The following is a 24,906-nucleotide window of genomic DNA, read 5'->3' on the forward strand; positions in this document are numbered from 1 at the left end:
GCCGCCCGTTCCCGGGGCGTCGCGGGCCGGCCGGTGGTGCCGCGGGCCGGCCCTCAGCCGGGTCGGCCCGCGGCCTCCACGAGCGCGGCCAGTTTCGCCAGGGCCATGCGGGTGCCCGTCTCGTTGTCCGCGGCGGGCACGGCGTCGGGCAGCCCTTCGTGGACCACGGTGACGTCCGTGCCGCCGGCCGCGTCGGTGAGCGTGGTGGTCATCGTCATGGCGCCGGCGAAAGCGGGGTCGGCCGACTCGAACTCCAGCACCTCCACGACCCGTTCGTCGGGCACGAGCCGTGCGAAGTACCCGTGGTAGGTGTCGGTGTGCGCGCCGGACTTGCCGGTGCCCGTCGCCGTCTCGTACGTGAGCGTCACACGGAAGGTGCCGCCCTCCCGGGCGTCGAAGGTGTGGACCCGGGCCGTCATGTCGTCCGGCGTCCGCCAGGCCGCGACGGCGTCCGCGTCGAGCAGCGCGCGGTACACGGCCGCGCGCGGGGCGTTCACGTGCCGGGAAACCCGTGTCGAGTGCACGGCACCACTGTTCGCCGCCGCCGGGATCCGGGCAAGCCCGCGCACCGGGCGCGAGCCGGCACCCGCCCGTCCGGCACTCATCTGATCGACGAGGGGCCCACTTGATCGATCACGGAGGCGGTGGGGTTAGCATATGAGCGCCGCCTAGCTCGAAAGATAGAGACGTGACTGTCAACGAGGACTCGTTCACCAATTGGAAGAACCGCGAGGAGATCGCGGAGTCGATGATCCCGATGATCGGGAAGCTGCACCGCGAGCGGGACGTCACCGTCCTGCTGCACAGCCGCTCCCTGGTGAACAAGTCGGTGGTCAGCATCCTGAAGACCCACCGCTTCGCCCGGCAGATCGCCGGTGCCGAGCTGTCGGTCACCGAGACGCTCCCCTTCGTCCAGGCCCTCACCACGCTGGACCTCGGCCCCTCCCAGATCGACGTCGGCATGCTGGCCTCCACCTACAAGGAGGACGACCGCGGCCTGTCGGTGGCGGAGTTCACCGCCGAGGCCGTCGCCGGCGCCACCGGCGCGAACAAGATCGACCGCCGCGAGCCGCGCGACGTCGTCCTGTACGGCTTCGGCCGCATCGGCCGCCTCGTCGCCCGCCTGCTCATCGAGAAGGCCGGCTCGGGCAACGGCCTGCGGCTGCGTGCCATCGTCGTCCGGGGCGGCGGCGACCGGGCCGCCGAGGACATCGTCAAGCGGGCCTCGCTGCTGCGCCGCGACTCGGTGCACGGCCAGTTCCAGGGCACGATCACCGTCGACGAGGACAACAGCACGATCGTCGCCAACGGCAACGCGATCAGGGTGATCCACGCCGACGACCCGACGCAGGTCGACTACACGGCGTACGGCATCAGGAACGCCATCCTCATCGACAACACCGGCAAGTGGCGCGACCGCGAGGGCCTGTCGAAGCACCTGCGCCCCGGCATCGACAAGGTCGTCCTGACCGCGCCGGGCAAGGGCGACGTCCCGAACATCGTGCACGGCGTCAACCACGACACCATCAAGCCCGACGAGCAGATCCTGTCCTGCGCGTCCTGCACCACCAACGCGATCGTGCCGCCGCTGAAGGCGATGGCCGACGAGTACGGTGTGCTGCGCGGCCACGTGGAGACCGTCCACTCGTTCACCAACGACCAGAACCTGCTGGACAACTACCACAAGTCGGACCGCCGCGGCCGGTCGGCGCCGCTGAACATGGTCATCACCGAGACCGGTGCCGCCTCCGCCGTCGCCAAGGCGCTGCCCGACCTCAAGGCGAAGATCACCGGCAGCTCGATCCGCGTCCCGGTTCCGGACGTCTCGATCGCGATCCTCAACCTCCAGCTGGCCCGTGAGACGACCCGCGAGGACGTCCTCGACCACCTGCGCGAGGTGTCGCTGACCTCGCCGCTCAAGCGCCAGATCGACTTCATCAGCGCCCCCGACGCGGTCTCCAGCGACTTCATCGGCTCGCGCCACGCCTCGATCATCGACGCCGGCGCGCTCAAGGTCGAGGGCGACAACGCCATCCTCTACCTCTGGTACGACAACGAGTTCGGCTACTCCTGCCAGGTCGTCCGCGTCGTCCAGCACGTCTCCGGGGTGGAGTACCCGACGTACCCGTCGCCGGCGGTCTGATCCCGGCGGCAGGGGTGAGGGGCGGTGGGAGGAGCTCTTCCACCGCCCCTTCCGCATGCCCGGTCAGGCGGTGAGGCCCTCCACGAACATCCTGGTCAGCGCGGTCGGCGCGGTGATGGCGGTGCCGACGACGACGCTGTGCGCGCCCGCCGCGAGTGCCCGCGCGGCCTGTTCCGGCGTCGCGATGCGGCCCTCGGCGATCACCGGGGTGTCGAGCGTGCCGGCCAGGTCGGTCACCAGGGCCAGGTCCGGGGCGGTCTGCACCGGGGAGCCCGGGACGTAGCCGGACAGGGTGGTGCCGATGAAGTCGGCGCCCCGGGCGGCGGCCGCGCGGCCCTCGCCGAGGGCCGACACGTCGGCCATGACGAGGGCGCCGGCCGCGTGGACGGCCTCGACCAGCTCGGCGAAGGTGCTGCCGTCGGGGCGCGGGCGGGCGGTGGCGTCGGCGGCGACGACCGTGGCGCCCGCCTCCACCAGGGCGAGCGCGTGGCGCACGGTCGGGGTGATGAAGACGCCGCCGTCGCCGTCCTTCCACAGGCCGATGACGGGCAGGCCGACGGCCCCGACGGTGGCCGCGACGACCTCCGGGCCGTTGACGCGCACGGCCGCGGCGCCGCCGTCGCGTGCCGCCAGGGCCATGCGGACCAGGGTGTCGGTGTGGCGCATGGGGTCGCCGGGCGGTGCCTGGCAGGAGACGATCAGGCGGCCGGCGAGGGCTTCGGCCAGGGTTCGGGCCGAGGTCATGAGAGGGCTCCCGTGGGGTCGGGGACGTGCAGGGGCAGGGTGCGGGTGAGCGCGGCCGCGCCGAGGACGGCGGCGTCCGCTCCCCCGCGCGGCGGCGTCGGGCGCAGGGGGCGCAGCGGGGGCATGAGTTCGGCGGCGAAGGCGGTGCGCAGGGCGTCCCAGTACAGGGCGCCGATCCGGGTCACGCCGCCGGCGACGACGACGCGGTGCGGGCCCAGCGCGTTGGCGAGGCCGCCCAGGGCCCGCCCGGCCGCACGGGCGCCGACGGTGATGGCCCGCGTGGCGTGCGGGTCCCCGTGGGCCGCGCGTTCGGCGACGGTCTGGAGGCGGTCGGCCCGGTTCCCGCCGAGCCGACCGTAGTGGGCGGTGATGGCGGGGCCCGCCGCGACGGCTTCCAGGTGGCCGGTGGCCCCGCAGGTGCAGGGCAGCCCGTCCGCCTCGGGGCTCGGCAGGTGTCCGAGGTGTCCGGCGATCCCGGCCGCGCCGTGCAGCACGCGCCCGGCGGCGGCGACGGCGCCGCCGACGCCGGTGCCGACGGCGGCGTAGAGGAGGGTGCCGTCGGCACCGAGGTTCTCGAGTTCGGTCGCGGCGGCGGCGCGTACGTCGTTGTCGCAGGCCACGGGGAGGCCGGTGCGGGCGGCGAGGCCGGCGGCGAGCGCGGTGCCGGCCCAGCCGCGGATGGTGTCGGTGGCGCTGGTGACGGTCCCGGAGACCGGGTCGATCACGCCGGCCGCGGCGACGCCGACCGCGGTGGTGCCGGGCGCCCACACCGCGCGGGCGGCCTCCGCCATCGTGTCCAGGACCGCCCCGGCGCCCCGGGTCGCCGGGGTGGGCAGGGTGTGCCGGGCCAGTACGGTGCCGCTGGCCCCGACGAGGGCGGCGGCGATCTTCGTGCCGCCGAGGTCGAGGCCGATGACGGGCCCGTCGAGGTGCCGTGCGGTCATCGGACCGGCAGCAGCCCGGCGCCGCGCAGGTGCCGCTCGACGTGGGCGATGGACTCCTCGCCCAGCTGGACCTGCGAGGCGGCGGTGGTGCCGTGGGTGATCACACCGAGCAGCCGCAGCGCGTGCTTGAAGGCGCCGATGGCCGAGGAGTTGCGCCCCATCTCGCTCTCCGGGCCCGCGTCGACCAGGCCGAACAGCTCCACGAGCCGCTCCTGTTCCTTCACGGCGCTGTCCAGGTCGCCGCCGCGCACGGCGTCGTAGAGGCGGACGTAGCCGGCCGGGTCGACGTTGCCCAGTCCCGGGACGACGCCGTCGGCGCCGGCCAGCAGGGCGGCGTCCACGGTCAGTTCGGAGCCGGTGAGGATGCTGAAGGAGGGCGCGGGGCCGTCGGCGCGGCCGTGGCGTCCGCCGAGCTCGACGAGGAGCCGGCGCAGGCCGCCCTCGTCGCCGCTGCTGTCCTTGAGGCCGGCCAGCGTGCCGTCCTCGGCCAGTTCGCGCACCAGGGCGGCGGAGAGCTTGCTGTGCACCGAGACGGGGAGGTCGTAGGCGTACAGGGGCAGGTCGACGGCGGCGCGGAGCGCACGGAAGTGGGCGGCGATCTCGCGCGGGTGGGTGCGGGCGTAGAAGGGGGCGGTGGCCACCAGGGCGTCGGCGCCGGCCGCGCGGGCGGCCTCGGCGTGGATGAGCATCCGGGGCGTGGTCATGTCGATGACGCCCGCCAGCACGGGGACGCGGCCTGCGACGGCCTCGACGACCGTCTCCAGGGCGACGGCCCGCTGCCGGTCGGTGAGGAAGGCGACCTCGCTGCTGGAGCCCAGGGCGAACAGCCCGTGCACTCCCCCGCCGACGAGGTGCTCGACGAGTCGGGTGAGCGAGGCGGTGTCGACTTCGCCCGACGCGTCCAGAGGAGTGCAGACGGGCGGCACGACGCCGCTCAGGGGCTGGGACGAGGACATGGTGTTTCTCCTGGGCTGTACGAGTGGTGGAACGGGCCGCCGGGTGCCGGGATGCCGGCGCCGGGCGGCCCGTGGCCTGGCTACGGCGCGGTGACGGTGAGCGTCTTGTCGCCGTAGGAGTGCTGGGTGCCGCGGACCTCGTAGGTCGCGGTCGTCGACACGGTGCCCGCGGTGGCGTTCGCGGGGACGGTGACGGGGATTTTGACGTTGGCGCCCTGGCCCGGGTTGAGCGCCGGCATGGTGACGGTGGGGGCGCTCCAGCCCGCGGGCAGCGTGAGGGAGACCGTGCCGGCCGGGAGCGCCACGTCGTTCTGGCTGACGACGCGGACGGTGACGTCGGTGGTCCGGCCGGCGGGGAGGGACGCGGGCGGGGTGACGGTGACCGGGGCGCAGACTCCGCCGAGCCACTTCAGGTCGAAGGACGAGTAGGTGATGTGCTGGTAGTTGGCCCGCTCCCACAGCAGGCCCATGGCGGCGTTGCCGCCGGTGCCGTCGCTGAGCGGGGTGAGCGTCGAGTAGGCGGCCGCGCCGGACTCGACGGTCTTGCGCACCGGCCAGGTCTCCCCGTTGTCGCAGGAGAGGCGGACGGTGAGGTTGCTGCGACTGTTGGTCGTCGCCGTGTTGCTGAACATCAGCCAGGAGGCGCGCGGGTGCGAGGCGGCCACGTCCGGCGCGAAGCGGGTGATGGAGCCGTTGTTCGACGGGTCCGGCAGCTCGGTGTCCTGCTGGAAGGGGGTGTAGGTGACGCCGCCGTCGGAGGAGTACGCCACCGTGCGGTACGGCGCGGAGCGGCTGTTGAGCATGACGCGGCCGTCGGACAGCTCGACGGTCTTGTTCTCGTCGCCGCCGGGTCCGACGGGGGTGCCCATCTTCCAGGTGGCGCCGTGGTCGTCGCTGTAGGCGCTGACCGCGTAGTTGGCCCCGTTGTTGCGGATGGCGTACTGCTGGACGAGCCGGCCCTTGTAGGTGCCGTGGCGCAGCTGGATGCCCTCTCCGGAGGCGGCGAACATGCCGGCCCAGGCCGGGTTCTTGATGTCGGCGGTGATCCGCTCGTGCTTCCAGGTCACTCCGTCGTCGTCGGAGTAGCTGTAGTCGGCCTGGAGGATGTTCGGGTCGCTCTCGTCGTTGCCGGTGGCCGAGCCGAAGAAGCCCTGGTTCACGGAGGCCGCGTAGAAGACGAAGACGCGGCCGGTCTCGCGGTCGACGAGCAGGCTGGGGTCGCCGTAGCCCTTGGGGGCGGCGTCCTTGCGCACGACCTGCTGGGCCTGCCAGGTGGCGCCGCCGTCGGTGCTGCGCCTGAGGACGATGCCGATGTTGCCCGGCAGGTCGCCGAGGGTGGGGCGGGCGTCGTACGCGGCGATCAGCGTGCCCCGGGTGGTGCGGGTCAGGGCGGGGATGCGGTAGTAGGGGGAGCCGGTGCCCGCCGTGGCGATGTCCTGGGAGGTCAGGGTGCCGGTGGCCGTCGGGGCGGAGGTGGCCCCGTGGGCGGCGGGGACGGTGGCGGCCAGGACGGTCAGGGCCGCGGTGGCGAGGGCGAGGGTGACTCTTCGCTGCATGAACGGGCCTCTTCTCGGGTGAGGGGTCAGGCGAGCTGGGGGTCGTGCAGGGCGGAGAGAGCGGTGGGGGCCTCGGGGCGGGGTGCGCGGAGCAGCTCCCGTACCCAGGCCAGTTGTTCGCGGCGATGGTGGCCGCCGCCGCCTTCGTGACCGTTGAACTCGTAGACGCGTACGTCCTTGGAGCCGCCGTAGCGGTGGTAGGCCGCGAAGCTCGTCGAGGGCGGGCAGACCTCGTCCATCATCGCGATGGAGAAGAGGGCCGGGGCGGTGGCGCGCGCGGCCAGCAGCGCCGCGTCGACGTAGGACAGGGTGGTGAAGACCGTCCCGGTGCGGTCGCGGTGCAGGCGCAGGTACTCGGCGACCTCGGTGTAGGGCGGCTGGGCCGCGATCGTCGCGCCGCGCCGGATGTCGCAGAGGAAGGGAACGTCGGGCATCACCCCGGCCAGGCCCGGCACGAGCCCGGCCACCGCGAGGGCGATGCCGCCGCCCTGGCTGATGCCGGTGACGACGACCCGGTCCGGGTCCACGGCCGGATGGGCGAGGGCCGCCTCCACGAAGCGCACGGCGTCGGTGTAGACCCGCCGGTAGTAGTGGTCGTGGGGGCTTTCGACGCCCCGGGTCAGGAAGCCGGGGACGGTGCCGTTCAGGGCGGCGGCGTCGGGGGTGTCCCCACCGGCGGTGGACCAGCCCTGGCCGCGCGTGTCCATGATGAAGTGCGCGTAGCCGGCGTTGGCCCAGAGCACCTGCTCGTGCGGCAGGCCGCGTCCGCGTCCGTAGCCGAGGAACTCCACCACGCAGCCGAGGGGTCCGCTCGCCCGTGCGGGCAGGTGCAGCCAGCCCCGGACGGGCTCGCCGGCGAAGCCCGGCACCGTGACGTCGTAGGTCGTCACCTCGGTCAGGCCGGTGTCCACGTGGGTGAAGCCGGGCGTGCCGCCGTGTTCGCGGGCCTCCCGCAGGGTCTGCTCCCAGAAGGCGTCGAGGTCGGCGGGCTCGTCGAGGTCCGGCCGCAGTGCCAGGCACTGGGCGAGGGTGAGGTCCGTCAGTGGCATGGGTGGCCCCGGTGGGTGAGGCGTGCGCGCGGCGCAGCGCGGAGAACGGGAGGGCCGGCCGGAACCGGCCCCGTCGAAACAGCAGACGTCTGATGTCTGTTGATCGAGGACACTAGAGACCGCTGCGGCGACCGTCAAGTGCCCCGCCCGGGGACGCCCGGCACGCCCGCTTGCCGCGCGCACGAAGAAGGCGCCCCCCGGCGGGGGGCGCCTCGGCCGTCGGCGGGGCCGTCAGCGTCGGGCGCGGGCCTCCTCGATCCGCTGACGCACCGGAGCGTAGTGTTCGGTGAGGGCCGCCGCGAACTCGACCGGATCGCGGTCGCGCACGGCGTCCACGATGCGCTGGTGATTGGCGATGGTGGCCGCCTCGTGCTCGCGCGTGAACACGTCCAGGTGCGGTGCGACGATGACGTAGACGTCCCAGAACGCCGTGGACAGCTGACCGATGAGGTCGTTGCCGAGCGGGGCGAGAAGCAGGGTATGGAAGGCCCGGTCGGCCTCGACGAAGCCGCGCCCCTCCCCCGCGCCGGCTCTGCGCATCTCGTCGACGTGCTGCGCGAGGAGGTCGATCTGCTCCTCGGCCAGGGAGGAGACGAGCCGGTCCGCCATGCCCCGCTCGAACAGCTCGCGCACCTCGATGAGGTCGCTCATCACCTGGAAGTCGTCGTCGGGACTGAGGAGCCCCCGGAAGGTCAGGCTCTCCACCAGGGCGGACAGGCTCAGCCTGCCGACGTAGGTGCCGTGACCGTGCCGCACCTCGACGATGTCGAGCGCGGTGAGGATCCTGATCGCCTCCCGCACGCTGGAGCGGCTCGCGCCGAGCGCCTCGCACAGGGCGGGCTCGGTCGGCAAGGGATCCCCCGGGCGCAGGTCGTTGCGCAGGATGTAGGACTTGATGCCGTCCACGACCTCCTGCCGCAACGGTTGTCGTACCGTCTTGGGCTCCGGCACTCTCTGCCGAATCGCCCTTTGCCCCACCGCCACCTCTTGACCCCTCTCATTCGCCCGGCTACGTTCCCACGTTATCAAGCATCAGACATCAGACGTCTGATGCACAGTCGGTGAGGCGCCGACCACATCCGCCTCCTCCACCTTGCTCGACATCTCTCATCTCCCGCCTGGAGGACTCCTTGTCCGCGCGCAGTGCAGCCGGCGTCGATCGCCGCACCTTCATGAGATATACCAGTGCCATCGGTGTGGCGACCGCGATCACCACGGGTCTGACGGCCTGCGGAGGCCCGGCGTCCAGCGGAGACGGTACCGGTGACTCGGGCGGCGCCGGCGACACCATCGAGGCCGGCCTCTCGTACCCGCTGTCCACCGGCTTCGACCCGATGATCACCTCGGGCGCGACCCCGTACGCCGCCAACATGCACATCTTCGAGGGGCTCGTCGACCTCGACCCGGTCACGCTCGTGGCGCGGCCGGCGCTCGCCACCGAGATGCCCAAGAAGATCAACGCCACCACCTACCGGGCCACCCTGCGCGCGGGCGCGACCTTCCACGACGGCTCGGCGGTCACGGCGGACGACGTGGTGTTCAGCTTCGAGCGCGTCCTCGACGAGAAGAACGCCTCGCTGATGGCGCAGTTCGTCCCGTTCATCGACCAGGTCACGGCCGTCGACAAGTCGACGGTGGAGTTCAAGCTGAAGTACGCCTTCGCGCTCTTCCCCTCCCGCATATCCGTGGTGCGGATCGTTCCGGAGAAGATCGCGGGCGCCGACGCCAAGTCCTTCGACGCCAGGCCCGTCGGCACGGGCCCGTACAAGTTCGTCTCGGCGGTCCGCGAGGACAAGATCGTCATGGAGGCGTACGACAAGTACAACGGGCCGCGCCCGGCCAAGGCCAAGAAGATGATCTGGCGGCTGATGTCCGACCCGTCCGCGCGGGTCAGCGCGCTCAAGTCCGGGCGCGTGCAGGCCATCGAGGACGTGCCCTACATCGACATCAAGGGCTTCACCGGCAAGGAGAAGGTGGAGTCGGTCCAGTCGTTCGGGCTGCTCTTCCTGATGTTCAACTGCGCCGACAAACGGTTCGCGGACAAGCGGGTGCGACAGGCGCTGCACTACGCCCTGGACACCGAGAAGATCATCTCCACCGCGCTGCTGGGCAACGCCGAGGCCGCCTCCGGGTACGTCCCGGCCACCCACCCGGACTACCACAAGGCCGCCACCGTCTACACGCACGACCCGGCGAAGGCGAAGGAGCTGCTCGCCGAGGCCGGCGTGGGCAAGCTGTCCTTCACGCTGATGCTCACCGACAACGGCTGGGTCAAGGACATCGCGCCGCTGATCAAGGAGAGCTGGGCCGCGGTGGGCGTCGACGCCAAACTGGACATCCAGCAGTCCGCCGCCCAGTACGCCAAGATCGACCAGGGCAGCTTCGAGGCACTGGCCGCGCCGGGCGACCCGTCCGTGTTCGGCAACGACGCCGACCTGCTGCTGCGCTGGTTCTACTACGGCTTCTGGCCGGAGAACCGCTACGCGTGGAAGGGCAGCGACGCCTACAAGCAGACCAAGGCGCTGCTCGACAAGGCCGCGGCCGAGGCCGACGAGGCGAAGCGCAAGGAGCTGTGGGGCAAGGTGACCGACCTCGTCGCCGACGAGGCCGCCCTGTACCCGATCCTGCACCGCAAGCTGCCCACCGCCTGGCGGGAAGGGGCGCTGACGAACTTCAGGCCGCTGCCCACCACCGGGCTGTCCTTCCTCGACGTCGGCCGGGGCTGACCCCCGCACGCCCACGCCGTCGGGCCGCCGCCGCGCCGGCACGGGCTGCGGCGGCCCCCGCCCCAATCGCTAGGAACCTCACGATGGTTGCATTTCTCCGGCTCGCGCTGCGCCGCGTCGCGATGATGCCGGTGATGGTCCTCGGCATCGCGCTGCTGGTCTTCGTGGTCCTCCAGTTCTCACCGACCGACCCCGCGTACAACGCGCTGGGCGAGTCGGCGAGCCCGGAGGCGCGAGCGGCGTTCGCCGAGGCGAACGGACTCGACGACCCCCTGCCCGTGCGCTACTTCGCCTTCCTGGGCGACCTGCTGCGGGGGGACCTCGGCGTCACCATGTCGCCCAGCCAGCCCGTCACCGACCGGATCGCCACCGCGTTCCCGCTCACGCTGCAGCTGACCCTGCTCGGCCTCGCGCTGGCCGTCGTGCTGGCGCTGGTCTTCGGCGTCCTCAGCGCCGTCTACCGCGACCGCTGGCCGGACCAGGTCTTCCGGGTGCTGTCGATGGCCGGCATCGCCCTGCCCTCGTTCTGGATCGGCGTGCTGCTCATCCAGCAGTTCTCGCTGAACATGCCGGTCTTCCCGACCGGCGGCTACGTCAACCCGGCCGACTCCTTCTCCGGCTGGATCGAGAGCATGACGCTGCCCGCGCTCTCCCTCGCCCTGCCGGTCGCCTCGTCACTCGCCCGGCTGATCCGCACCTCGATGGTCACCGAACTCGACCGCGACTACGTGCGCACCGCCCGGGGCAGCGGCCTGCCGCCGTTCCTGATCATCCGCTCGGTGCTGCGCAACGCCCTGGTCACCCCGCTGACCGTGCTCGGCGTCAAGGTCGGCTACATGCTCAGCGGCGCCGTCGTCATCGAGGCGATCTTCGACCTGCCCGGCATGGGCAAGCTGATCCTCGAAGGCGTCAACGGAGGCGACGTCGGGTTGGTCCAGGGCACCGTGCTCACCATCGCGATCGCCTTCCTCGTGGTCAACGTCGTCGTCGACCTGCTCTACCTGCTCGTCAACCCGCGCATCAGGACGGTGTGATGTTCGCTCCACGCTCCCTCGCCGGGCGCCTCGCCCGGCCCGGCACCCGCCTGCGCCGGTTGCCCGTGCCCTCCCGGATCGCCCTCGGGATCCTCCTCGTGGTGGTGCTGGGCGCGGTGTTCGCCCCGCTGCTCACCCAGGACCCGCTCGCCACCGGCACCCCCGCCCAGGCACCGGGCGCCGACCACTGGTTCGGCACCGACCGGGCCGGCCGCGACGTGTTCGCCCGGGTCGTGCACGGCGCCCGCTACTCCCTGGTCATCGGACTCGGCGCCACCCTGCTCGCCCTGGTCCTCGGCTCCGCCCTGGGCGCGCTGGCGGCCACCTCGCGCAAGCTCGCCGACGAGTCGGTGATGCGCACGCTCGACGTCGTCATGTCCTTCCCGCCGATCGCGCTGGCCGCCGTGCTCGTCGCGGTCTTCGGTCCCAGCGTGCCGGTCATCATCTTCACCATCGCGTTCGTCTACTCGCCCTCGCTCGCCCGCGTGGTGCGGGCCAACGTGCTGGAGCAGTACGGCGAGGACTACGTCGCCGCCGAGCGGGTCATCGGCGCCCGCCGCGGCTACATCGTGGCCCGGCACGTCGCGATCAACTGCGCGGCGCCGGTGCTGGTGTTCGCGACGGTCATGGTCGCCGACTCCATCATCTTCGAGGCGAGCCTGTCCTTCATCGGCGCCGGTGTGCAGGACCCCGACCCGAGCTGGGGCAGCGTGCTGGCCTACGGCCGGCAGATCCTGCTGTCGGGCGGCTGGTGGGCGACCCTCTTCCCCGGCCTGTGCGTGCTGGTCACCGTGCTCGCGCTGAACGTGCTCTCCGAGGGCATGACGGACGCCGCCGCATCCCCGGACAAGTCCCGCACCGGCGGCACCGACTCCGACGACAACGCCGCCGCCGCGGCGCCCGCGGCGGACGACGCCGAGGTGAACGCCGCGCTCGCCGAGCTGGCGACCCGGCTCGAGGCCATGGAGCCCGCCGTGCCGCCGCTCGCCGAGGACGCGGCCGAACTGCTGGTCGTGCGCGACCTGTCCATCCGCTTCCCGGACCGCTACGGCGACACCCGCGTCGTCGACGGCATCTCCTTCACCGTCCGCGAGGGCGAGACCCTCGGCCTGGTCGGCGAGTCGGGCTGCGGCAAGTCCATCACCAGCCTCGCGATCATGGGCCTGCTGGCCCGCAACGCCGAGGCCGAGGGTGAGATCCTGTACCGGGGCCGCGACCTGCTCAAGGTCGCGCAGAAGGAACGCCGGGCGCTGATGGGCCCGGAGATCGCCATGGTCTACCAGGACGCCATGTCGTCCCTGAACCCGTCCGTGCTGATCGGCACCCAGCTGAAGTGGCTCACCTCCCGCGGCGGCACCCGTACCCCCGCCGAGCTGCTCGAACTGGTCGGCCTGTCCCCCGAGCGCACCCTGCGCAGCTACCCGCACGAGCTGTCCGGCGGGCAGCGCCAGCGCGTGCTGATCGCGATGGCGCTCTCCCGCAGCCCGCGCCTGCTCATCGCCGACGAGCCGACCACGGCCCTCGACGTCACCGTGCAGGCCCAGGTGGTCGAGCTGCTGGTCCGGCTGCGCGACGAACTCGGCTTCGCGATGGTCCTCGTCTCCCACGACCTCGCCCTGGTCGGCGACCTCGCCCACCGGGTCGCGGTCATGTACGCCGGACAGGTCGCCGAGGCCGGCGGCACCCGCGCGCTGCTGACCGACCCGGCGCACCACTACAGCCGGGGGCTGCTCGGCTCGGTCGTGTCGCTGGAGTCGGGGGCCCGGCGGCTGCACCAGATCCGCGGTGTCGTGCCGGCCCCGAAGGCGTTCGGGGCCGGCTGCCGGTTCGCGTCCCGCTGCGCCGCCGCCACCGACCTGTGCGCCACCACCCCGCCGCCCGCCACCGACCGCGACGCCGGTCTCGACCACGTCTTCGCCTGCCACCACCCGGCGTCCGCGAACCGTGCGGCGAAGTCGCTGGAGAGTGCCCGATGACCGCCACCGAGGACAGCACCATGGACCCACTCGTCCGGCTCGACCGCATCCACGTACGGCACAAGGCCCGCAGCGGCGGTGTCTTCCGCCGGGACGCGGTGCACGCCCTCACCGACGCCTCCCTCGAGGTCCGGCGCGGCGAGATCCTCGGGCTGGTCGGCGAGTCGGGCTGCGGCAAGTCCACGCTCGCCCGCGTGATCACCGGGCTCCAGCGCCCCACCGAGGGGCAGGTGTACTTCCGGGGGCGGGACTTGTGGACGATGGGCGCCGCCGAGCGCCGTACCGGGTTCGGGGCCGCCGTCGGCGTGGTCTTCCAGGACGCGTCGACCGCGCTGAATCCGCGGCTGCCCGTGCGCCGGATCCTGCGCGATCCGCTGGACGTCCACAAGCGCGGCACACCGGCCGAGCGGGAGAGCCGGGTCGAGGAGCTGCTCGACCTGGTCGGGCTGCCCGGCCACACCCTCGAGGCGCTGCCGGGTCAGCTGTCCGGCGGGCAGCGTCAGCGCGTGGCCATCGCCCGGGCCCTGGCCCTCGAGCCGGAGCTGATCGTCGCCGACGAGCCCACCAGCGCCCTGGACGTGTCGGTGCGGGCCCAGATCCTCAACCTGCTGGTGGATCTGCGCGCCCGGCTCGGCCTGGGCATGGTGTTCATCTCCCACGACGTCCAGACGGTGCGCTACCTGGCGGACCGCATCGCGGTGCTGTACCTGGGGCGCGTCGTCGAGGAGGGCGGGGCCGCACAGGTCTCCGGTGCCTCGCGGCACCCGTACACCGAGGCGCTGCTGTCCGCGACGCCGAGCCTGCTGGAGCGGCCCGAGCGGATCGTGCTGCACGGTCCGGTGCCCTCGGCCACCAACCCGCCGTCCGGCTGCCCGTTCCGCACCCGCTGCTGGAAGGCGGACGACGCGTGCGCCACCGTCTTCCCGGCGGCGACGGACGGTCCCGACGGGCATCGCTGGCACTGCGTCCATCCGCAGCCCGCCGAGGCCCGCGCCACGACCACGGGGTGAACCGTTCCGGTCCGCGGGCCGGAGTGCGGGAAGGGCGGGCAGGGGTGACCTGTCCGCCCTTCCTGGGTACGAGGGACGGGACCTGCCCACGGACCCGCAGGTCACCCCGACGGCATCCGTCGCCGCCACGGGGCGGAAGCGGTGGCCGGCACGAGGCCGGCGGGAACGAGAATGGGCGCCATGGAGGGACTGGTTCACCGCTCGGCATGGGTCCACGTGCTGGTCCGGACCGTGGCCGTGCTGAGCCTGACCGTCCTGGCCGCGGCCGCCGTGGTGCGCAGCACCGTGCTCGACCCCTCGTTCTACAGCCGGGTGCTCGAGGACGAGCACGCCTACCAGCGGTTCTACGACGAGGTGCTGGTCGATCCGCACAGTACGCCGCTCACCCAGGAACTGCTGGACCGGCTGCCCGTCCCGCAGTCCACCATCACCTCGAACCTCAAGGTCGTGATCCCGCCGGAGACGCTGCGGACCATGGGTGACCGGCAGATCGCCGAGGTGGTCCACTACCTGGAGGGCGACCGCGACGGGCTGCGCGTCACGGTGGACCTCGAACCCGTCGTCGCGAACGTCGAGAGGCTCAGCCGGGCGTACTTCGGTGACGCCGTCGCCGCCCTGCAACAGCGCACCGAACCCGACTTCCGGGCCTTCGTGCAACGTCTGTCCGACATGGCCGCGCAGGTGGTGGCGGGCGAGGCGCCGCTCGAGGACCTGCCGACGCTGCCGCTCTCCCCCGCCCAGGCGGCCGCGGCCACCCAGGCGCTGCTGCGGCTGGTGCCGGAGGGCGCGCGCGACGGCATCGGGCCCACCGTGGAGACCGCGCTGGACCGGGGGGACGTGGCCGCGGCGCTGGCCGCGCTCGCGCCGGTCGCCCTGACGGACCAGGTCCGGGCGACCGCGGCCGAGCTGCTGCGGGAGGCACGCGACGGCACCTGGGTCATCACCGTGCGCCTCGATCCCTCCCGCGACGAGCTGGCCCCGGTGCACCGGGCACGCGCGGTCACGCGGCTGTTCCAGGAGGTCGTGGAGCCGGTCGCCGCGCTCCTGTGCGCGGCCGCGCTCTCGCTGCTGTGGTTCTCCCCCCCTTCCCCCGTCAAGCGGCGGCTGATGCCGCTGGGCTGGGTACTGACCGCCGCCGCCTCGCTCACGGCGCTGACGGTGTTCCTCCTGCGGCTCACGCTGGGCGACGCGCTCTTCGGGGCGCCGGCGTCGTGGCCCCCGACGGCCGCCCGTCTCCTCGCCGACGTCCAGGCCACCGCCCTGGACCGGGTGTCGGCCACGGCCACTGTCGTCGCCGTGATCCTGCTCGCCGCGGGAGCGCTGCTGATCACCGTCTCCTGGGTCTGGCAGACCAGGCCGACGGTGCCCGTGTTCACCGATCCGCGGCACGGGCCGGCGCTGACCGCCGTCGTGTCGGCGTGCGCGCTGGCCGGTACGGTGTTCGCCCCCGTGGCGCTCACGGGCCCCTCCCTGCGGATCTGCCAGGGCAGCGCCGAGCTGTGCGACGCCCGTTACGACGAGATCGCCCAGCTCGCGGCGCACAACGCCATGGCCACGACGGCGGACCGCTTCATCGGCCCCCTCCAGGATCCCGACATCGTCGGCCAGCTGGACGCCGGGGTGCGCGCCCTGCTCCTCGACACCCACCGCTGGGAGCGCCCCGAGGAGGTCGCGGACCGGCTGAGCGCCTCCGAGTTCTCCCCGGAGCTGCGCCGGCGGCTCACCGGGATCCTGGAACGGGTGAACCCGCCCCACCCGGGCCTGTGGCTGTGCCACTCGGTGTGCGGCGCGGGCGCGCTGGAACTGACGCCCACGGTGCGTCAGATCGGCGACTGGCTGCGCGCGCACCCCTCGGAGATCGTCACCCTGATCGTGCAGGACGGGGTCGACGCCGAGGCCACCCGGCACGCCTTCGAGCAGGCCGGGCTCGCGGACCTGCTGTACGTGCCGGCCGGCGATCCGGACCGTCCGTGGCCGAAGCTGAAGGACATGATCGACGGCGGTCGGCGCCTGGTGGTGTTCGCGGAGAAGGCGGACGGCCCCGCCCCGTGGTACCGGAACTTCTACCGGTACGGCATGGAGACGCCGTTCGCCTTCCGCAACCCCGACGCGATGACCTGCCTGCCGAACCGGGGCGGGACGGACAAGCGGCTGTTCCTGCTCAACCACTTCGTCACGGCCGGCGGCGGCCGGCGGCTGGACGCCGGTACGGTCAACTCCCGGCAGCGGGTGCTGGAACGGGCCCACGACTGCGAGCGGCGGCGGGGCAGGCCGGTCAACTTCGTCGCCGTGGACTACGCCACGGTCGGTGACGCCCGGGGCGCGGTCGACGAGCTCAACGCCGAGCGGCTCCAGGACGGTTCGCGGTTCCCCGTGAAGCGGTCGCCGGGGAGGCTCCCCGGCACGGTGCGGGCCGGCACCGCGGGCCTCCGAACCGCCGCGCGACCGTCGCCCGGGGCGCGCGGCGGCCGTCGTACCGCCCGGTGGGCCGAGGTCAGGCCGCCTGGGTGAGTTCCGCGCGCCCGAAGAGGATCGCGTAGCCGGAGGGGAGCTGGGCGAGGACCCGGTCGAGCAGGTCGGGGCCGGCGAGACGGGCGACGACGCCCAGGACGGAGCCGACGTCCCAGCGGGTGGTGGCCAGGCTGCCCCCGGTGCGGGTGGCGAGGTCCCTGACGAAGGCCCAGCCGGTCATCGCCTCGGTCCCGGGGATCTCGGCGGCGAAGACCCGGGCCGCTTCGCGGGGCAGGCGGGCGGCCAGCTCGACGCGTTCCTCGCCGGTGACGCGGCGGCCGAGGGCGGACAGGACGGCGTGGACGACCTGTTCGGCCCGCTCGCGGGTGGGATACGCGCCGTGGTAACGGACCTGCTCCAGCATCTGGCCGTACGACATGGCCGGGATGGTGGTGACCGTCGCCGGGGCCGTCTTGGTCTGCATCGGTGAAGGGCGCCTTTCTCGCTCGTGGGGTGGTCGGGTGCGGCCGGCCGGTGACCTCGGACCCGGACGGGGGTCCGCGGGGGTCCGTCACCGGGTGCCCGGGGGGAGACCGATCGTGGTGTCCTGCGGCCGGCCGAAGAGCAGGTCGTATCCGGGCGGGAGCTGCAGCAGCACGCGGCGGGTCAGCTCCTCGCCCGCCGCGTCGGCGGCCACGCTGAGCACGGCGCCGACGTCCCAGGCCGCGGTCCGTTCGGTGGCTCCCTCGATCCACGCCGCGGTGGCCCGCACGAACCGGTCCGCGGACAGCGGCTCGGCGGCCTGGAGCGGGTTGAGCAGGATCAGGGCGAACGTCTCCGGAAGCCTGGCGGCCAGTTCGGTGCGCACCTCGCCCACCAGGTGCGCGCCCAGGAGCGCCAGCACGGTGCGCGCGGCACGGTCCGCTTCCGCACGGGTCTCGTACCGGCCGCGTTCCTGTACCTGGTCGAGGAACACGTCCCAGTGCATGGCCATCGGGATCCTCCTTGCCCTGGACGATGCGTGCCCGGGGGCGGAGGGCGTGCCGTCGGGGACGGTCACCGCCCTCCGTCGCCTCGTCGCCGCCGTCTCCGTCTCAGCCGGAGATCTCCTTGCGGTCCGCGCCGCCGCCGATGGGGATCTTGCGGGGCTTGGCCCGCTCGGCGATCGGGATGCGCAGCGTGAGGACGCCCGCCTCGTAGTCGGCACCGATGTGCTCGGTGTCGAGGGTGTCCGCCAGCATCACCTGCCGCGAGAAGACACCCAGGGGGCGTTCCGAGAGCTCCATCTGGACGTCGTCGCCCTTGGTGACGGGCCGGCGTTCGGCCTTGACCGTCAGCATGTTCCGTTCGACGTCGATGTCGATCGCGTCCGGGTCGACGCCGGGCAGGTCCAGGGCGATCACGTACGCGTCGCCCTCGCGGTAGGCGTCCATCGGCATCGCCGTCGGACGCGACCAGGTGCCGGACGCGTTGCCGAACAGCTGCTGGGTGAGCCGGTCGAACTCACGGAAGGGATCGGTGCGCATCAGCATCGGGAAACACCTCCAGTCCGAGCGATCCGCTCATGCGCTGCTTCCTGTATTTCTTGTAGCATGTCATCGGAAAGATGACAAGTGGGTTCGTCGTCCAGCCGGTGACACGAGCGGTGGCACGGCCGGGTGACACGACCGAGCGGAGGTGACCATGACCGCAGACCCCCAGCACTCCCCTCCCCAGCCCGCCTCCTTCCCCGCCGCCCGGGCCGCGCTCGCGGCGATCGAGGAAGCCGTCCACAGCGCCCAGGCGCCCCGGCCCGCCGCCGAGCAGCCCGCCGCCGAGGTCAGCTCCGAGCAGGCCCTGGCCGCACTGCTGCTCCTGCGCGAGGTGCGCACCCAGCTCGCGGGATGGGAGACGGGGCTGATCGAGACCGCCCGCGAGGCGGGCGCCAGCTGGGCCGACCTCGCCCACCCCCTCGGTGTCGCCAGCCGGCAGGCCGCCGAACGCCGCTATCTGCGCCTGCGTCCCGGAGCCCCCGGCACCACCGGCGAGCAGCGCGTACAGGCCACCCGCGACCGTCGCGCCGCCGACCGCGCCGTCACCGCCTGGGCCCGCGGCAACGCGGCGGACCTGCGGCAACTCGCCGGCCAGGTCACCGCCCTCGCCGCTCTCCCCGCCGAGGCCCGCGCCCCCCTCGTACGCGCCCTGGGCCACGACGACGCCGCCGGCCTCCTCGCCCCACTGGCCGGCGCCCGCGCGCACCTGCCGGCCGAACACGCCGAGCTGGCCGCCCGCATCGACACCCTCACCCGCCACACGGACCGTCTGCGCGGAACGGGGGACGGCGAACCGCCTCCCCCCGTCGACGGATGACGGCGTGCGCGTGCGGTGACGCGGGCGGGGCCGGCCCGGCGGCTGCCGGAGGGGCGAGTCCGGAGGACCGCGACCGGAGCGGACGTCGGGCTTGTCCGTCTAGGGGCGGGTGAGGGGGTCCAGGGCCAGTGCGGCGAAGGTGGCCAGCCAGTGGTCGGTGGTGAAGTCGCCGCGTTCCACGGCCGGCAGGCCCGCCGCGAGGTGCGCCCCGGCCGCCGCGTCCAGGCGGCTGCGGACCGGCCCGTCGGGCAGGGCGTCCGCGAGGGAGCGCAGCGCGGCCGCCCTGCTGAGGGTCAGGCCGAGCAGGTGGCCGATCTGCGGGTCGGCGTGGTCGGAGACGACCGGCACGTCCAGCAGCGGGCAGGGGGCGCCGGTGCCCAGCGCGGGCAGGAAGCGGTCGAGCCACGGCGCGAACTCCTCCGCCGGGAGGACCCTGCGCACCGCGTCGGCCTCGCTCAGGGCCGGGGACAGGAAGTCCTGCCCCGAGGGTTCCCAGTGCGCGGGCGCGTCGTGGTCGTCGGCGAACCAGGACAGCAGGCGTTCCCGTACGGCCCGGTCGGTCGCGGCCGACAGCTCCCCCGAGTCGAGTGCGAGGCCCAGCGCGAAGGCGCTGTTGGGGTGGTTGCCGTGGCGTACGGGGTACGTCGCCTTCGGCAGCCAGTCGGCCAGCAGCCGGTCGACGACGGCGACGGCCGGTGCCAGGGCCTCCGCCCAGCGGGAGCCCGTGGGACCCTCGCAGGCGCGGCACTCGGCGGCGAGCGCGAGCAGCCAGGCCCAGCCGTAGGGCCGCTCGAAGGAGGGGTGGTCGCGGAGGTAGGCGGCCTCGGCGGCGAGGTTGCCGGGGGTGAGGTGCCGGTCGAGGGCGTCGACGACCGGCCCGGTGTCCGGCAGTGCGGGGGTGCCGCCGTGGCGGCGCAGCAGGCGGACGAGCAGCCAGTGCATGTGCACCGAGGAGTGCCAGTCGTAGGCGCCGTAGAAGGCCGGGTGCAGCGACCGGGGCTCGACGCGCTCGTCGGCGGAGAGGGTCAGGTGGGCCGGGAAGTTGGGGTACTCCCGGGTGATGTTGGCGAGGGCGAGCCGTGCGAAGGGGGCGGCGTGGGTGTCGAGCGGCATCAGTGGGTGGCTCCCTCGGTGACGTTCAGGTCGTGTCCGGCCGGTGTGCGGGCGGCGGCGGCCAGCAGGGCGCGCAGGCCGTGGGCGACGGTGGCGGGCGGCAGGGACGGCGCCTGGCCGTCGGTGACCTGTTCCGGGGCCCAGGGGACGTGGACGAATCCGCCCCGGACGTGCGGGAACCGTGTGGCGATGAGGTGACCGAGGCCGTAGGCCACGTGGTTGCAGACGAAGGTGCCGGCGGTGTTGGACGCGGCGGCCGGGACTCCGGCCTCGCGCATCGCGGCGACACAGGCCTTGACGGGGAGGGTGGAGAAGTAGGCGGCGGGGCCGCCCGGGACCACCGGTTCGTCGATGGGCTGCCGGCCCCGGTTGTCGGGGATGCGGGCGTCGTCGACGTTGATGCCGACGCGTTCGACGGTGACGCCGGGGCGCCCGCCCGCCTGGCCCAGGCAGAGGACCAGGTCGGGCGCGGTCGCGCGGACGGCGTCGCGCAGGGCGTCGAGGGACTCGCCGAACACGCAGGGCAGTTCGGCGGCGGTGACCGAGAGCCCGGCGGGCGGGTCGGCGGCCACCAGGGACGCCGCCTGCCAGGACGGGTTCACGCGCTCGCCACCGAAGGGGGCGAAGCCGGTGATGAGGACACGGGTCACAGTACTTCCTTACGGTGACGGGGCGGGCGGCTCAGAAGGCGAAGACCGCCATGATCACGGTGCAGCAGACGAGGAGCGCGAGCCCCGTGGGCAGCTGGGCCTTGATCGGCCCGTACTGGTCCTTCAGTTCGAGCAGGGTGGCCGGGACGATGTTGAAGTTGGCGGCCATCGGCGTGCAGAGCGTGCCGGCGAAGCCGGCCAGCATGCCGATCGCGAGGACGGCGGGTTCGTTGCCGTGCATCTGCTGGATGAGCACCGGCCAGCCGATCGCCGCGGTCATCACCGGGAAGGCGGCGAAGGCGTTGCCCATGATGACGGTGAACAGGAACATGCCGACGCAGTACGCGATCACCGCGAGGTAGGTGGAGTCGTCCGGCAGGACCTTGCCCACGAGCTCGCCGACCTGGTCGCCCACGCCCGCCGCGGCGAAGATCGAGCCGAGCACGGCGAGGAGCTGGGGCAGCAGCAGCGCGGAGCCCATGGCCTCCAGCATGGAGCGGCCGGAGTGGACCGGGACCGAGAGCTTCTTCTCGCCGGTGACCAGCATGCCGACGACCAGCGCGGCGATGCAGCCGAGGCCGAGTCCGAGGAGCGTGGCCTTGCCGGTCTCGAACAGGCCGGACTCGTCCAGCACGGAGGCGCAGACGATGGCGACGAGCGGGATCGTCAGGGCGGGGACGAAGATCTTGTTGCCGAGCCGGGCGGCGGAGGCCTCGCGCTGTTCGCCGGTGGTGGTGACCGGGACGCCCTTGCCGAGGAAGTTGAACCCGGCGAGCACGATCAGGGCGAGGACGGCGACGCCGAGCGGTTCGGCGGGCAGGGTCCAGTCCCCGTTGTCCGCGGTGGCGTTGGCGACGCCGGTGCCGTAGGGGAAGGTGAGCCCGAGCAGGCCCCAGAAGGCGGCGGACGTCCACCGCTTGGGGTTGCTGCGGTCGCCGGCCATCTGCACGGCCATGACGACGAAGACGAGGCCTATCAGCCAGTACAGCCATTCGACCTTGATCACTTGTCGGCCCCCTCGGGAAGCGGCAGGTCGTGCTCGGCCGCGGCGAGCGCCATCTCGCGCTCCAGCTGCCGGTCCATGAGCAGCAGGCGGGCGCCGTGGACGAGGAAGGCGCAGACGGCGAGCGGGATCGCCCACAGGGCCAGCTGGGTCGGCTCGATGTCCTGGTGGTACGTGGAGTTCACGAAGCCGGTGATCAGCAGGATGGAGCCGATCGCGATGAAGCAGTCCTCGCCGAAGAAGACGCCCACGGTGTCGGCCGACGCGGAGTAGGAGCGCACCTTCTCCCGCAGCCGGTCGGGCAGCTTCGCTCCGGTGGAGCGCTCGGCGGCGGCCTCGGCCATGGGCGCCACGAGCGGCCGCACGGTCTGTGCCGGGCCGCCGATGCTGTTGAGGCCGAAGGCCGCGGTGACCTGCCGGACCAGCAGGTAGACGGTGAGGAACCGGCCGGCGCTGAGCCTGCCCAGGCGGCCGATGAGGGTGCGGGCCTGTTCGCGCAGGCCGTAGCGCTCCAGCAGGCCGATCACCGGGAGCACGATGGCGTAGACGGTGACCGAGCGGCTGTCGGCGAAGGACCGGCCGAAGGCCGCGAGGACCTCCAGCGGATCCATCCTGCCGAGCAGTCCGGTGACGATACCGGCGACACCCACCACGAGGACGGGGTTGCGGCGCGTGACGAATCCGAGGATCACCACGACCACACCGAGAAGAACGATCATTCGGCGGCCTTCTTCAGGCATCGGGGGCGGGGCACGGGCCCGGAGCTCGGGAGTCGGTGCTTCAGCGGTCCTCGGACCACGGCTCCGGGTACGTGGCAGATGCACGGACCCTAGACGATCGTTCAACGATCTAACAAGAGGTGAGTTTCACATCCGGACCGTCGGCACGCACTTCGCCCAACCCTTGTGGAATCGTTCAACGATCCATTACGTTCGGACCGTGATCGACCTCAACGCAGACCTCGGCGAAGGCTTCGGCCGCTGGACCCTCACCGACGACGACGCCCTGCTCTCCGTCGTCACCAGTGCCAACGTCGCCTGCGGCTTCCACGCCGGCGATCCCTCGGTGATGCGGCGGGTCTGCGACCTCGCCGCCGAGCGCGGGGTGCGCATCGGGGCCCAGGTGTCCTACCGCGACCTGGCCGGCTTCGGACGGCGCACCATGGACGTGCCCGCCGGTGAGCTCGCGGCCGAGGTGGCGTACCAGATCGGCGCGCTGCGGGTCTTCGCCGAGGCCGCCGGGGCGCGGGTGGCCTACGTGAAGCCGCACGGCGCGCTCTACAACCGCACCGTCCACGACCCGGAGCAGGCCGGCGCCGTGGTGGAGGGCGTGCGGCTGGCGGGCGGTGCCCTGCCGGTGCTCGGCCTGCCGGGCTCGCGCCTGCTCGCCGCCGCCGAGGACGCCGGTCTCACCGGTGTGCCCGAGGCCTTCGCGGACCGCGCCTACACCCCCGAGGGCACGCTCGTCCCGCGCCGCGAGGCGAACTCCGTGGTGACGGACGGGGACGCGGTGGTACGGCGGGCGCTGGCGTTCGCGGTGGACGGCGCGGTCGAGGCGGTGGACGGGACGACCGTCGCGGTCGCCGCCCGTTCCCTGTGCGTGCACGGCGACACCCCGGGCGCGGCCGGCATCGCGGTGCGGGTGCGCGAGGCGCTGGAGGCGGCCGGGGTCGGGGTCGGGGCGTTCGCATGACCCGGAACCCGCTGCTCACGGCCCGTCCCGCCGGGCGGCACGCCCTCCTCGTCGAACTGCCCGACGCCGAGCGGACCGCGGCCTTCCACGCCGAACTGCTGCGACGGCGCGCGGCGGGGACCGTGCCGCCGGTGGAGGAGGTCGTGCCGGGGGCGCGGACCGTGCTCCTGGACGGAGTGCGGGACCCCGAGGCGCTGGCCCGCCGGCTCGCCGGCTGGGAGGTCCCGGCGGGCGCCGCGGACGACGGGACCGTCGTGGACATCGCCGTGCGCTACGACGGTCCCGACCTCGCCGACGTGGCGGCCCTGTGGGGAGTCGCCCCGCACGAGGTGGCGTCCCTCCACTCCTGCCGTACGTACCGTGTCGCGTTCTGCGGTTTCGCGCCGGGCTTCGGCTATCTCACCGGCCTGCCCCCGGAACTGCACGTCCCCCGCCGGGCCACGCCACGGACCCGGGTCCCGGCCGGAGCGGTCGCGCTCGCCGGCCCCTACAGCGCGGTCTACCCCCGCTCCACCCCCGGCGGCTGGCAGCTGATCGGCACGATGCCGGACCCGGGCCTCCTGTGGGACCCCGCGAGGGACCGGGCGGCGCTGCTCGCCCCGGGCACCCGGGTGCGTTTCGTCGCGGCGGAGGGCGCGGCGTGAACGCCCGGCTCACGACCGTGCGGGCCGGTGCCCTGACCACGGTGCAGGACGCGGGCCGGCGCGGCCACGCCCACCTGGGCGTCCCCCGCTCCGGCGCCCTGGACGCGCCCGCCATGAGGCTCGCCAACCGGCTGCTCGGCAACGATCCCGACGCCGCCGTCCTGGAGACCACCCTGACCGGGTGCGCCGTGCGGCCCGACCGCGCCGTCACCGTCGTGGTCGGCGGCGCACCCTGCCCGGTGACGGTGGACGGGCGTCCGGCGCCCTGGGGCGCGCCGGTGCGGGTGCCGGCGGGTGCCGTCCTCGACGTGGGGGCGGTGAGCGCGGGCGTGCGCTCGTACGTGGCGTTCGCCGGGGGCATCGCCGCGGAACCGGTCCTCGGCAGCCGTTCCACCGACCTGCTCTCCGGACTCGGCCCGGAGCCCCTGCGCGACGGGCACGTCCTCGCGCTGGGCACCCCCGCGGGGCGGACGGCACCGCCGGTCGCCGTCCCCTGGCCGGGGCCGCCCGCCGAACTGGTCCTCCCGGTGCGTCCCGGCCCCCGCGCCGACTGGTTCACCCCGGCCGCGCTGCGCACCTTCACCTCGGCGACGTACCGCGTCTCCCCGCACAGCAACCGCATCGGCCTGCGCACCGAGGGCCCGGCGCTCGAGCGGGCGTCGACGGCCGAACTGCCCAGCGAGGGCATGGTCCTCGGCGCGGTCCAGGTCCCGCCGGACGGGCGTCCCGTGGTGTTCCTCCACGACCATCCGACGACCGGCGGCTATCCGGTGATCGCCGTCGTCGCCGAACCCGCCCTCGCGGCGGCGGCCCAGGCCGCGGTCGGGACACCGGTGCGCTTCACGCCCGGCTGACGCGCGCGGGGC

24 protein-coding genes are annotated in these 24,906 nt (G+C 73.4%); 10 read left to right on the forward strand and 14 right to left on the reverse strand.

What is annotated here, in order from left to right:
- Positions 1-53: 53 nt before the first annotated feature.
- A complete protein-coding gene (locus JHAT_RS26500; protein ID WP_077800784.1) occupies positions 54-524 on the reverse strand; it encodes an SRPBCC domain-containing protein in 471 nt (156 codons plus the stop codon).
- A 164-nt stretch (positions 525-688) separates the two neighbouring features.
- Between JHAT_RS26500 and JHAT_RS26505 the strand changes: the two genes are divergently transcribed.
- Positions 689-2,143, forward strand: coding sequence for a glyceraldehyde-3-phosphate dehydrogenase (locus JHAT_RS26505; protein ID WP_077800785.1), 1,455 nt, complete (start codon positions 689-691; stop codon positions 2,141-2,143).
- Positions 2,144-2,206: 63 nt separating this feature from the next.
- Here JHAT_RS26505 and JHAT_RS26510 read toward each other — a convergent pair whose 3' ends face one another.
- From JHAT_RS26510 to JHAT_RS26535, 6 genes are all read right to left on the reverse strand, one after another.
- Entirely contained in the window at positions 2,207-2,887 is a 681-nt protein-coding gene (locus tag JHAT_RS26510; protein WP_077800786.1) for an N-acetylmannosamine-6-phosphate 2-epimerase, read from the reverse strand.
- Entirely contained in the window at positions 2,884-3,831 is a 948-nt protein-coding gene (locus JHAT_RS26515; RefSeq protein ID WP_077800787.1) for an ROK family protein, read from the reverse strand. Before JHAT_RS26515 ends, JHAT_RS26510 begins: the two co-directional genes overlap by 4 nt.
- Positions 3,828-4,787 carry a dihydrodipicolinate synthase family protein gene (locus tag JHAT_RS26520; RefSeq protein ID WP_077800788.1) on the reverse strand — a complete coding sequence of 320 codons (960 nt, stop codon included), beginning with the start codon at positions 4,785-4,787 and terminating at the stop codon, positions 3,828-3,830. The genes JHAT_RS26515 and JHAT_RS26520 overlap by 4 nt, the downstream gene beginning before the upstream one ends.
- An 80-nt stretch (positions 4,788-4,867) precedes the next feature.
- A complete protein-coding gene (locus JHAT_RS26525; protein ID WP_077800789.1) occupies positions 4,868-6,343 on the reverse strand; it encodes an exo-alpha-sialidase in 1,476 nt (491 codons plus the stop codon).
- A 26-nt stretch (positions 6,344-6,369) separates the two neighbouring features.
- On the reverse strand, positions 6,370-7,392 hold the full coding sequence (locus JHAT_RS26530) for an acetylxylan esterase (RefSeq protein ID WP_077800790.1): 1,023 nt from the start codon (positions 7,390-7,392) through the stop codon (positions 6,370-6,372).
- 231 nt (positions 7,393-7,623) lie between these two features.
- Positions 7,624-8,376, reverse strand: coding sequence for a FadR/GntR family transcriptional regulator (locus tag JHAT_RS26535; RefSeq protein WP_077800791.1), 753 nt, complete (start codon positions 8,374-8,376; stop codon positions 7,624-7,626).
- Between the two features lie 188 nt (positions 8,377-8,564).
- Here JHAT_RS26535 and JHAT_RS26540 point away from each other — a divergent pair, with 188 nt between their 5' ends.
- From JHAT_RS26540 to JHAT_RS26560, 5 genes are all read left to right on the forward strand, one after another.
- The gene (locus JHAT_RS26540) at positions 8,565-10,118 is read left to right on the forward strand and encodes an ABC transporter substrate-binding protein (protein WP_077800811.1); all 1,554 of its coding nucleotides are present in this window, start codon (positions 8,565-8,567) and stop codon (positions 10,116-10,118) included.
- Positions 10,119-10,201: 83 nt separating this feature from the next.
- Positions 10,202-11,152, forward strand: a complete 951-nt coding sequence (locus JHAT_RS26545; RefSeq protein ID WP_077800792.1) for an ABC transporter permease — start codon at positions 10,202-10,204, stop codon at positions 11,150-11,152.
- Positions 11,152-13,128, forward strand: a complete 1,977-nt coding sequence (locus JHAT_RS26550) for a dipeptide/oligopeptide/nickel ABC transporter permease/ATP-binding protein (RefSeq protein WP_077800793.1) — start codon at positions 11,152-11,154, stop codon at positions 13,126-13,128. The genes JHAT_RS26545 and JHAT_RS26550 overlap by 1 nt, the downstream gene beginning before the upstream one ends.
- Positions 13,125-14,138 (forward strand): ABC transporter ATP-binding protein, encoded by a 1,014-nt coding sequence (locus JHAT_RS26555; protein ID WP_077800794.1) that lies wholly within the window; start codon positions 13,125-13,127, stop codon positions 14,136-14,138. Before JHAT_RS26550 ends, JHAT_RS26555 begins: the two co-directional genes overlap by 4 nt.
- A gap of 180 nt (positions 14,139-14,318) precedes the next feature.
- Positions 14,319-16,649, forward strand: a complete 2,331-nt coding sequence (locus JHAT_RS26560) for a PI-PLC domain-containing protein (protein WP_253195613.1) — start codon at positions 14,319-14,321, stop codon at positions 16,647-16,649.
- Here JHAT_RS26560 and JHAT_RS26565 read toward each other — a convergent pair.
- The 3 genes from JHAT_RS26565 to JHAT_RS26575 all read right to left on the reverse strand — a co-directional run bounded on the left by JHAT_RS26565 (position 16,633) and on the right by JHAT_RS26575 (position 18,121).
- Positions 16,633-17,073: a DUF2267 domain-containing protein gene (locus JHAT_RS26565; RefSeq protein WP_077800795.1), complete on the reverse strand. Its 441-nt coding sequence runs from the start codon at positions 17,071-17,073 to the stop codon at positions 16,633-16,635. The two genes, JHAT_RS26560 and JHAT_RS26565, sit on opposite strands and share 17 nt — an antisense overlap.
- Before the next feature lie 87 nt (positions 17,074-17,160).
- The gene (locus JHAT_RS26570; RefSeq protein WP_077800796.1) at positions 17,161-17,583 is read right to left on the reverse strand and encodes a DUF2267 domain-containing protein; all 423 of its coding nucleotides are present in this window, start codon (positions 17,581-17,583) and stop codon (positions 17,161-17,163) included.
- 100 nt (positions 17,584-17,683) lie between these two features.
- Complete coding sequence (locus JHAT_RS26575) at positions 17,684-18,121, reverse strand: Hsp20/alpha crystallin family protein (RefSeq protein ID WP_077800797.1); 438 nt, start codon at positions 18,119-18,121, stop codon at positions 17,684-17,686.
- Positions 18,122-18,272: 151 nt separating this feature from the next.
- Here JHAT_RS26575 and JHAT_RS26580 point away from each other — a divergent pair, with 151 nt between their 5' ends.
- A complete protein-coding gene (locus JHAT_RS26580) occupies positions 18,273-18,938 on the forward strand; it encodes a type III effector protein (RefSeq protein ID WP_077800798.1) in 666 nt (221 codons plus the stop codon).
- A gap of 99 nt (positions 18,939-19,037) precedes the next feature.
- Here JHAT_RS26580 and JHAT_RS26585 read toward each other — a convergent pair whose 3' ends face one another.
- Genes JHAT_RS26585 through JHAT_RS26600 form a run of 4 tightly spaced genes read right to left on the reverse strand, consistent with a single transcriptional unit; the run spans position 19,038 to position 22,423 of the window.
- Positions 19,038-20,051, reverse strand: a complete 1,014-nt coding sequence (locus JHAT_RS26585; protein ID WP_077800799.1) for a DUF2891 domain-containing protein — start codon at positions 20,049-20,051, stop codon at positions 19,038-19,040.
- Positions 20,051-20,701, reverse strand: coding sequence for a pyroglutamyl-peptidase I (pcp, locus tag JHAT_RS26590; RefSeq protein ID WP_077800800.1), 651 nt, complete (start codon positions 20,699-20,701; stop codon positions 20,051-20,053). The genes JHAT_RS26585 and pcp overlap by 1 nt, the downstream gene beginning before the upstream one ends.
- A 31-nt stretch (positions 20,702-20,732) precedes the next feature.
- Entirely contained in the window at positions 20,733-21,707 is a 975-nt protein-coding gene (locus tag JHAT_RS26595; protein WP_077800801.1) for a DUF979 domain-containing protein, read from the reverse strand.
- Positions 21,704-22,423, reverse strand: a complete 720-nt coding sequence (locus tag JHAT_RS26600) for a DUF969 domain-containing protein (RefSeq protein ID WP_077800802.1) — start codon at positions 22,421-22,423, stop codon at positions 21,704-21,706. Before JHAT_RS26600 ends, JHAT_RS26595 begins: the two co-directional genes overlap by 4 nt.
- Positions 22,424-22,643: 220 nt before the next feature.
- Here JHAT_RS26600 and JHAT_RS26605 point away from each other — a divergent pair, with 220 nt between their 5' ends.
- The 3 genes from JHAT_RS26605 to JHAT_RS26615 are packed head-to-tail and all read left to right on the forward strand — an operon-like array spanning position 22,644 to position 24,894.
- Entirely contained in the window at positions 22,644-23,396 is a 753-nt protein-coding gene (locus tag JHAT_RS26605; protein WP_077800803.1) for a LamB/YcsF family protein, read from the forward strand.
- Positions 23,393-24,040, forward strand: coding sequence for an allophanate hydrolase subunit 1 (locus JHAT_RS26610; protein WP_077800804.1), 648 nt, complete (start codon positions 23,393-23,395; stop codon positions 24,038-24,040). The genes JHAT_RS26605 and JHAT_RS26610 overlap by 4 nt, the downstream gene beginning before the upstream one ends.
- Complete coding sequence (locus JHAT_RS26615) at positions 24,037-24,894, forward strand: biotin-dependent carboxyltransferase family protein (RefSeq protein WP_077800805.1); 858 nt, start codon at positions 24,037-24,039, stop codon at positions 24,892-24,894. The genes JHAT_RS26610 and JHAT_RS26615 overlap by 4 nt, the downstream gene beginning before the upstream one ends.
- The last annotated feature ends 12 nt before the right edge of the window (positions 24,895-24,906 follow it).

The organism is Streptomyces sp. JHA26 (assembly GCF_002005565.1).
Classification (GTDB): domain Bacteria; phylum Actinomycetota; class Actinomycetes; order Streptomycetales; family Streptomycetaceae; genus Streptomyces.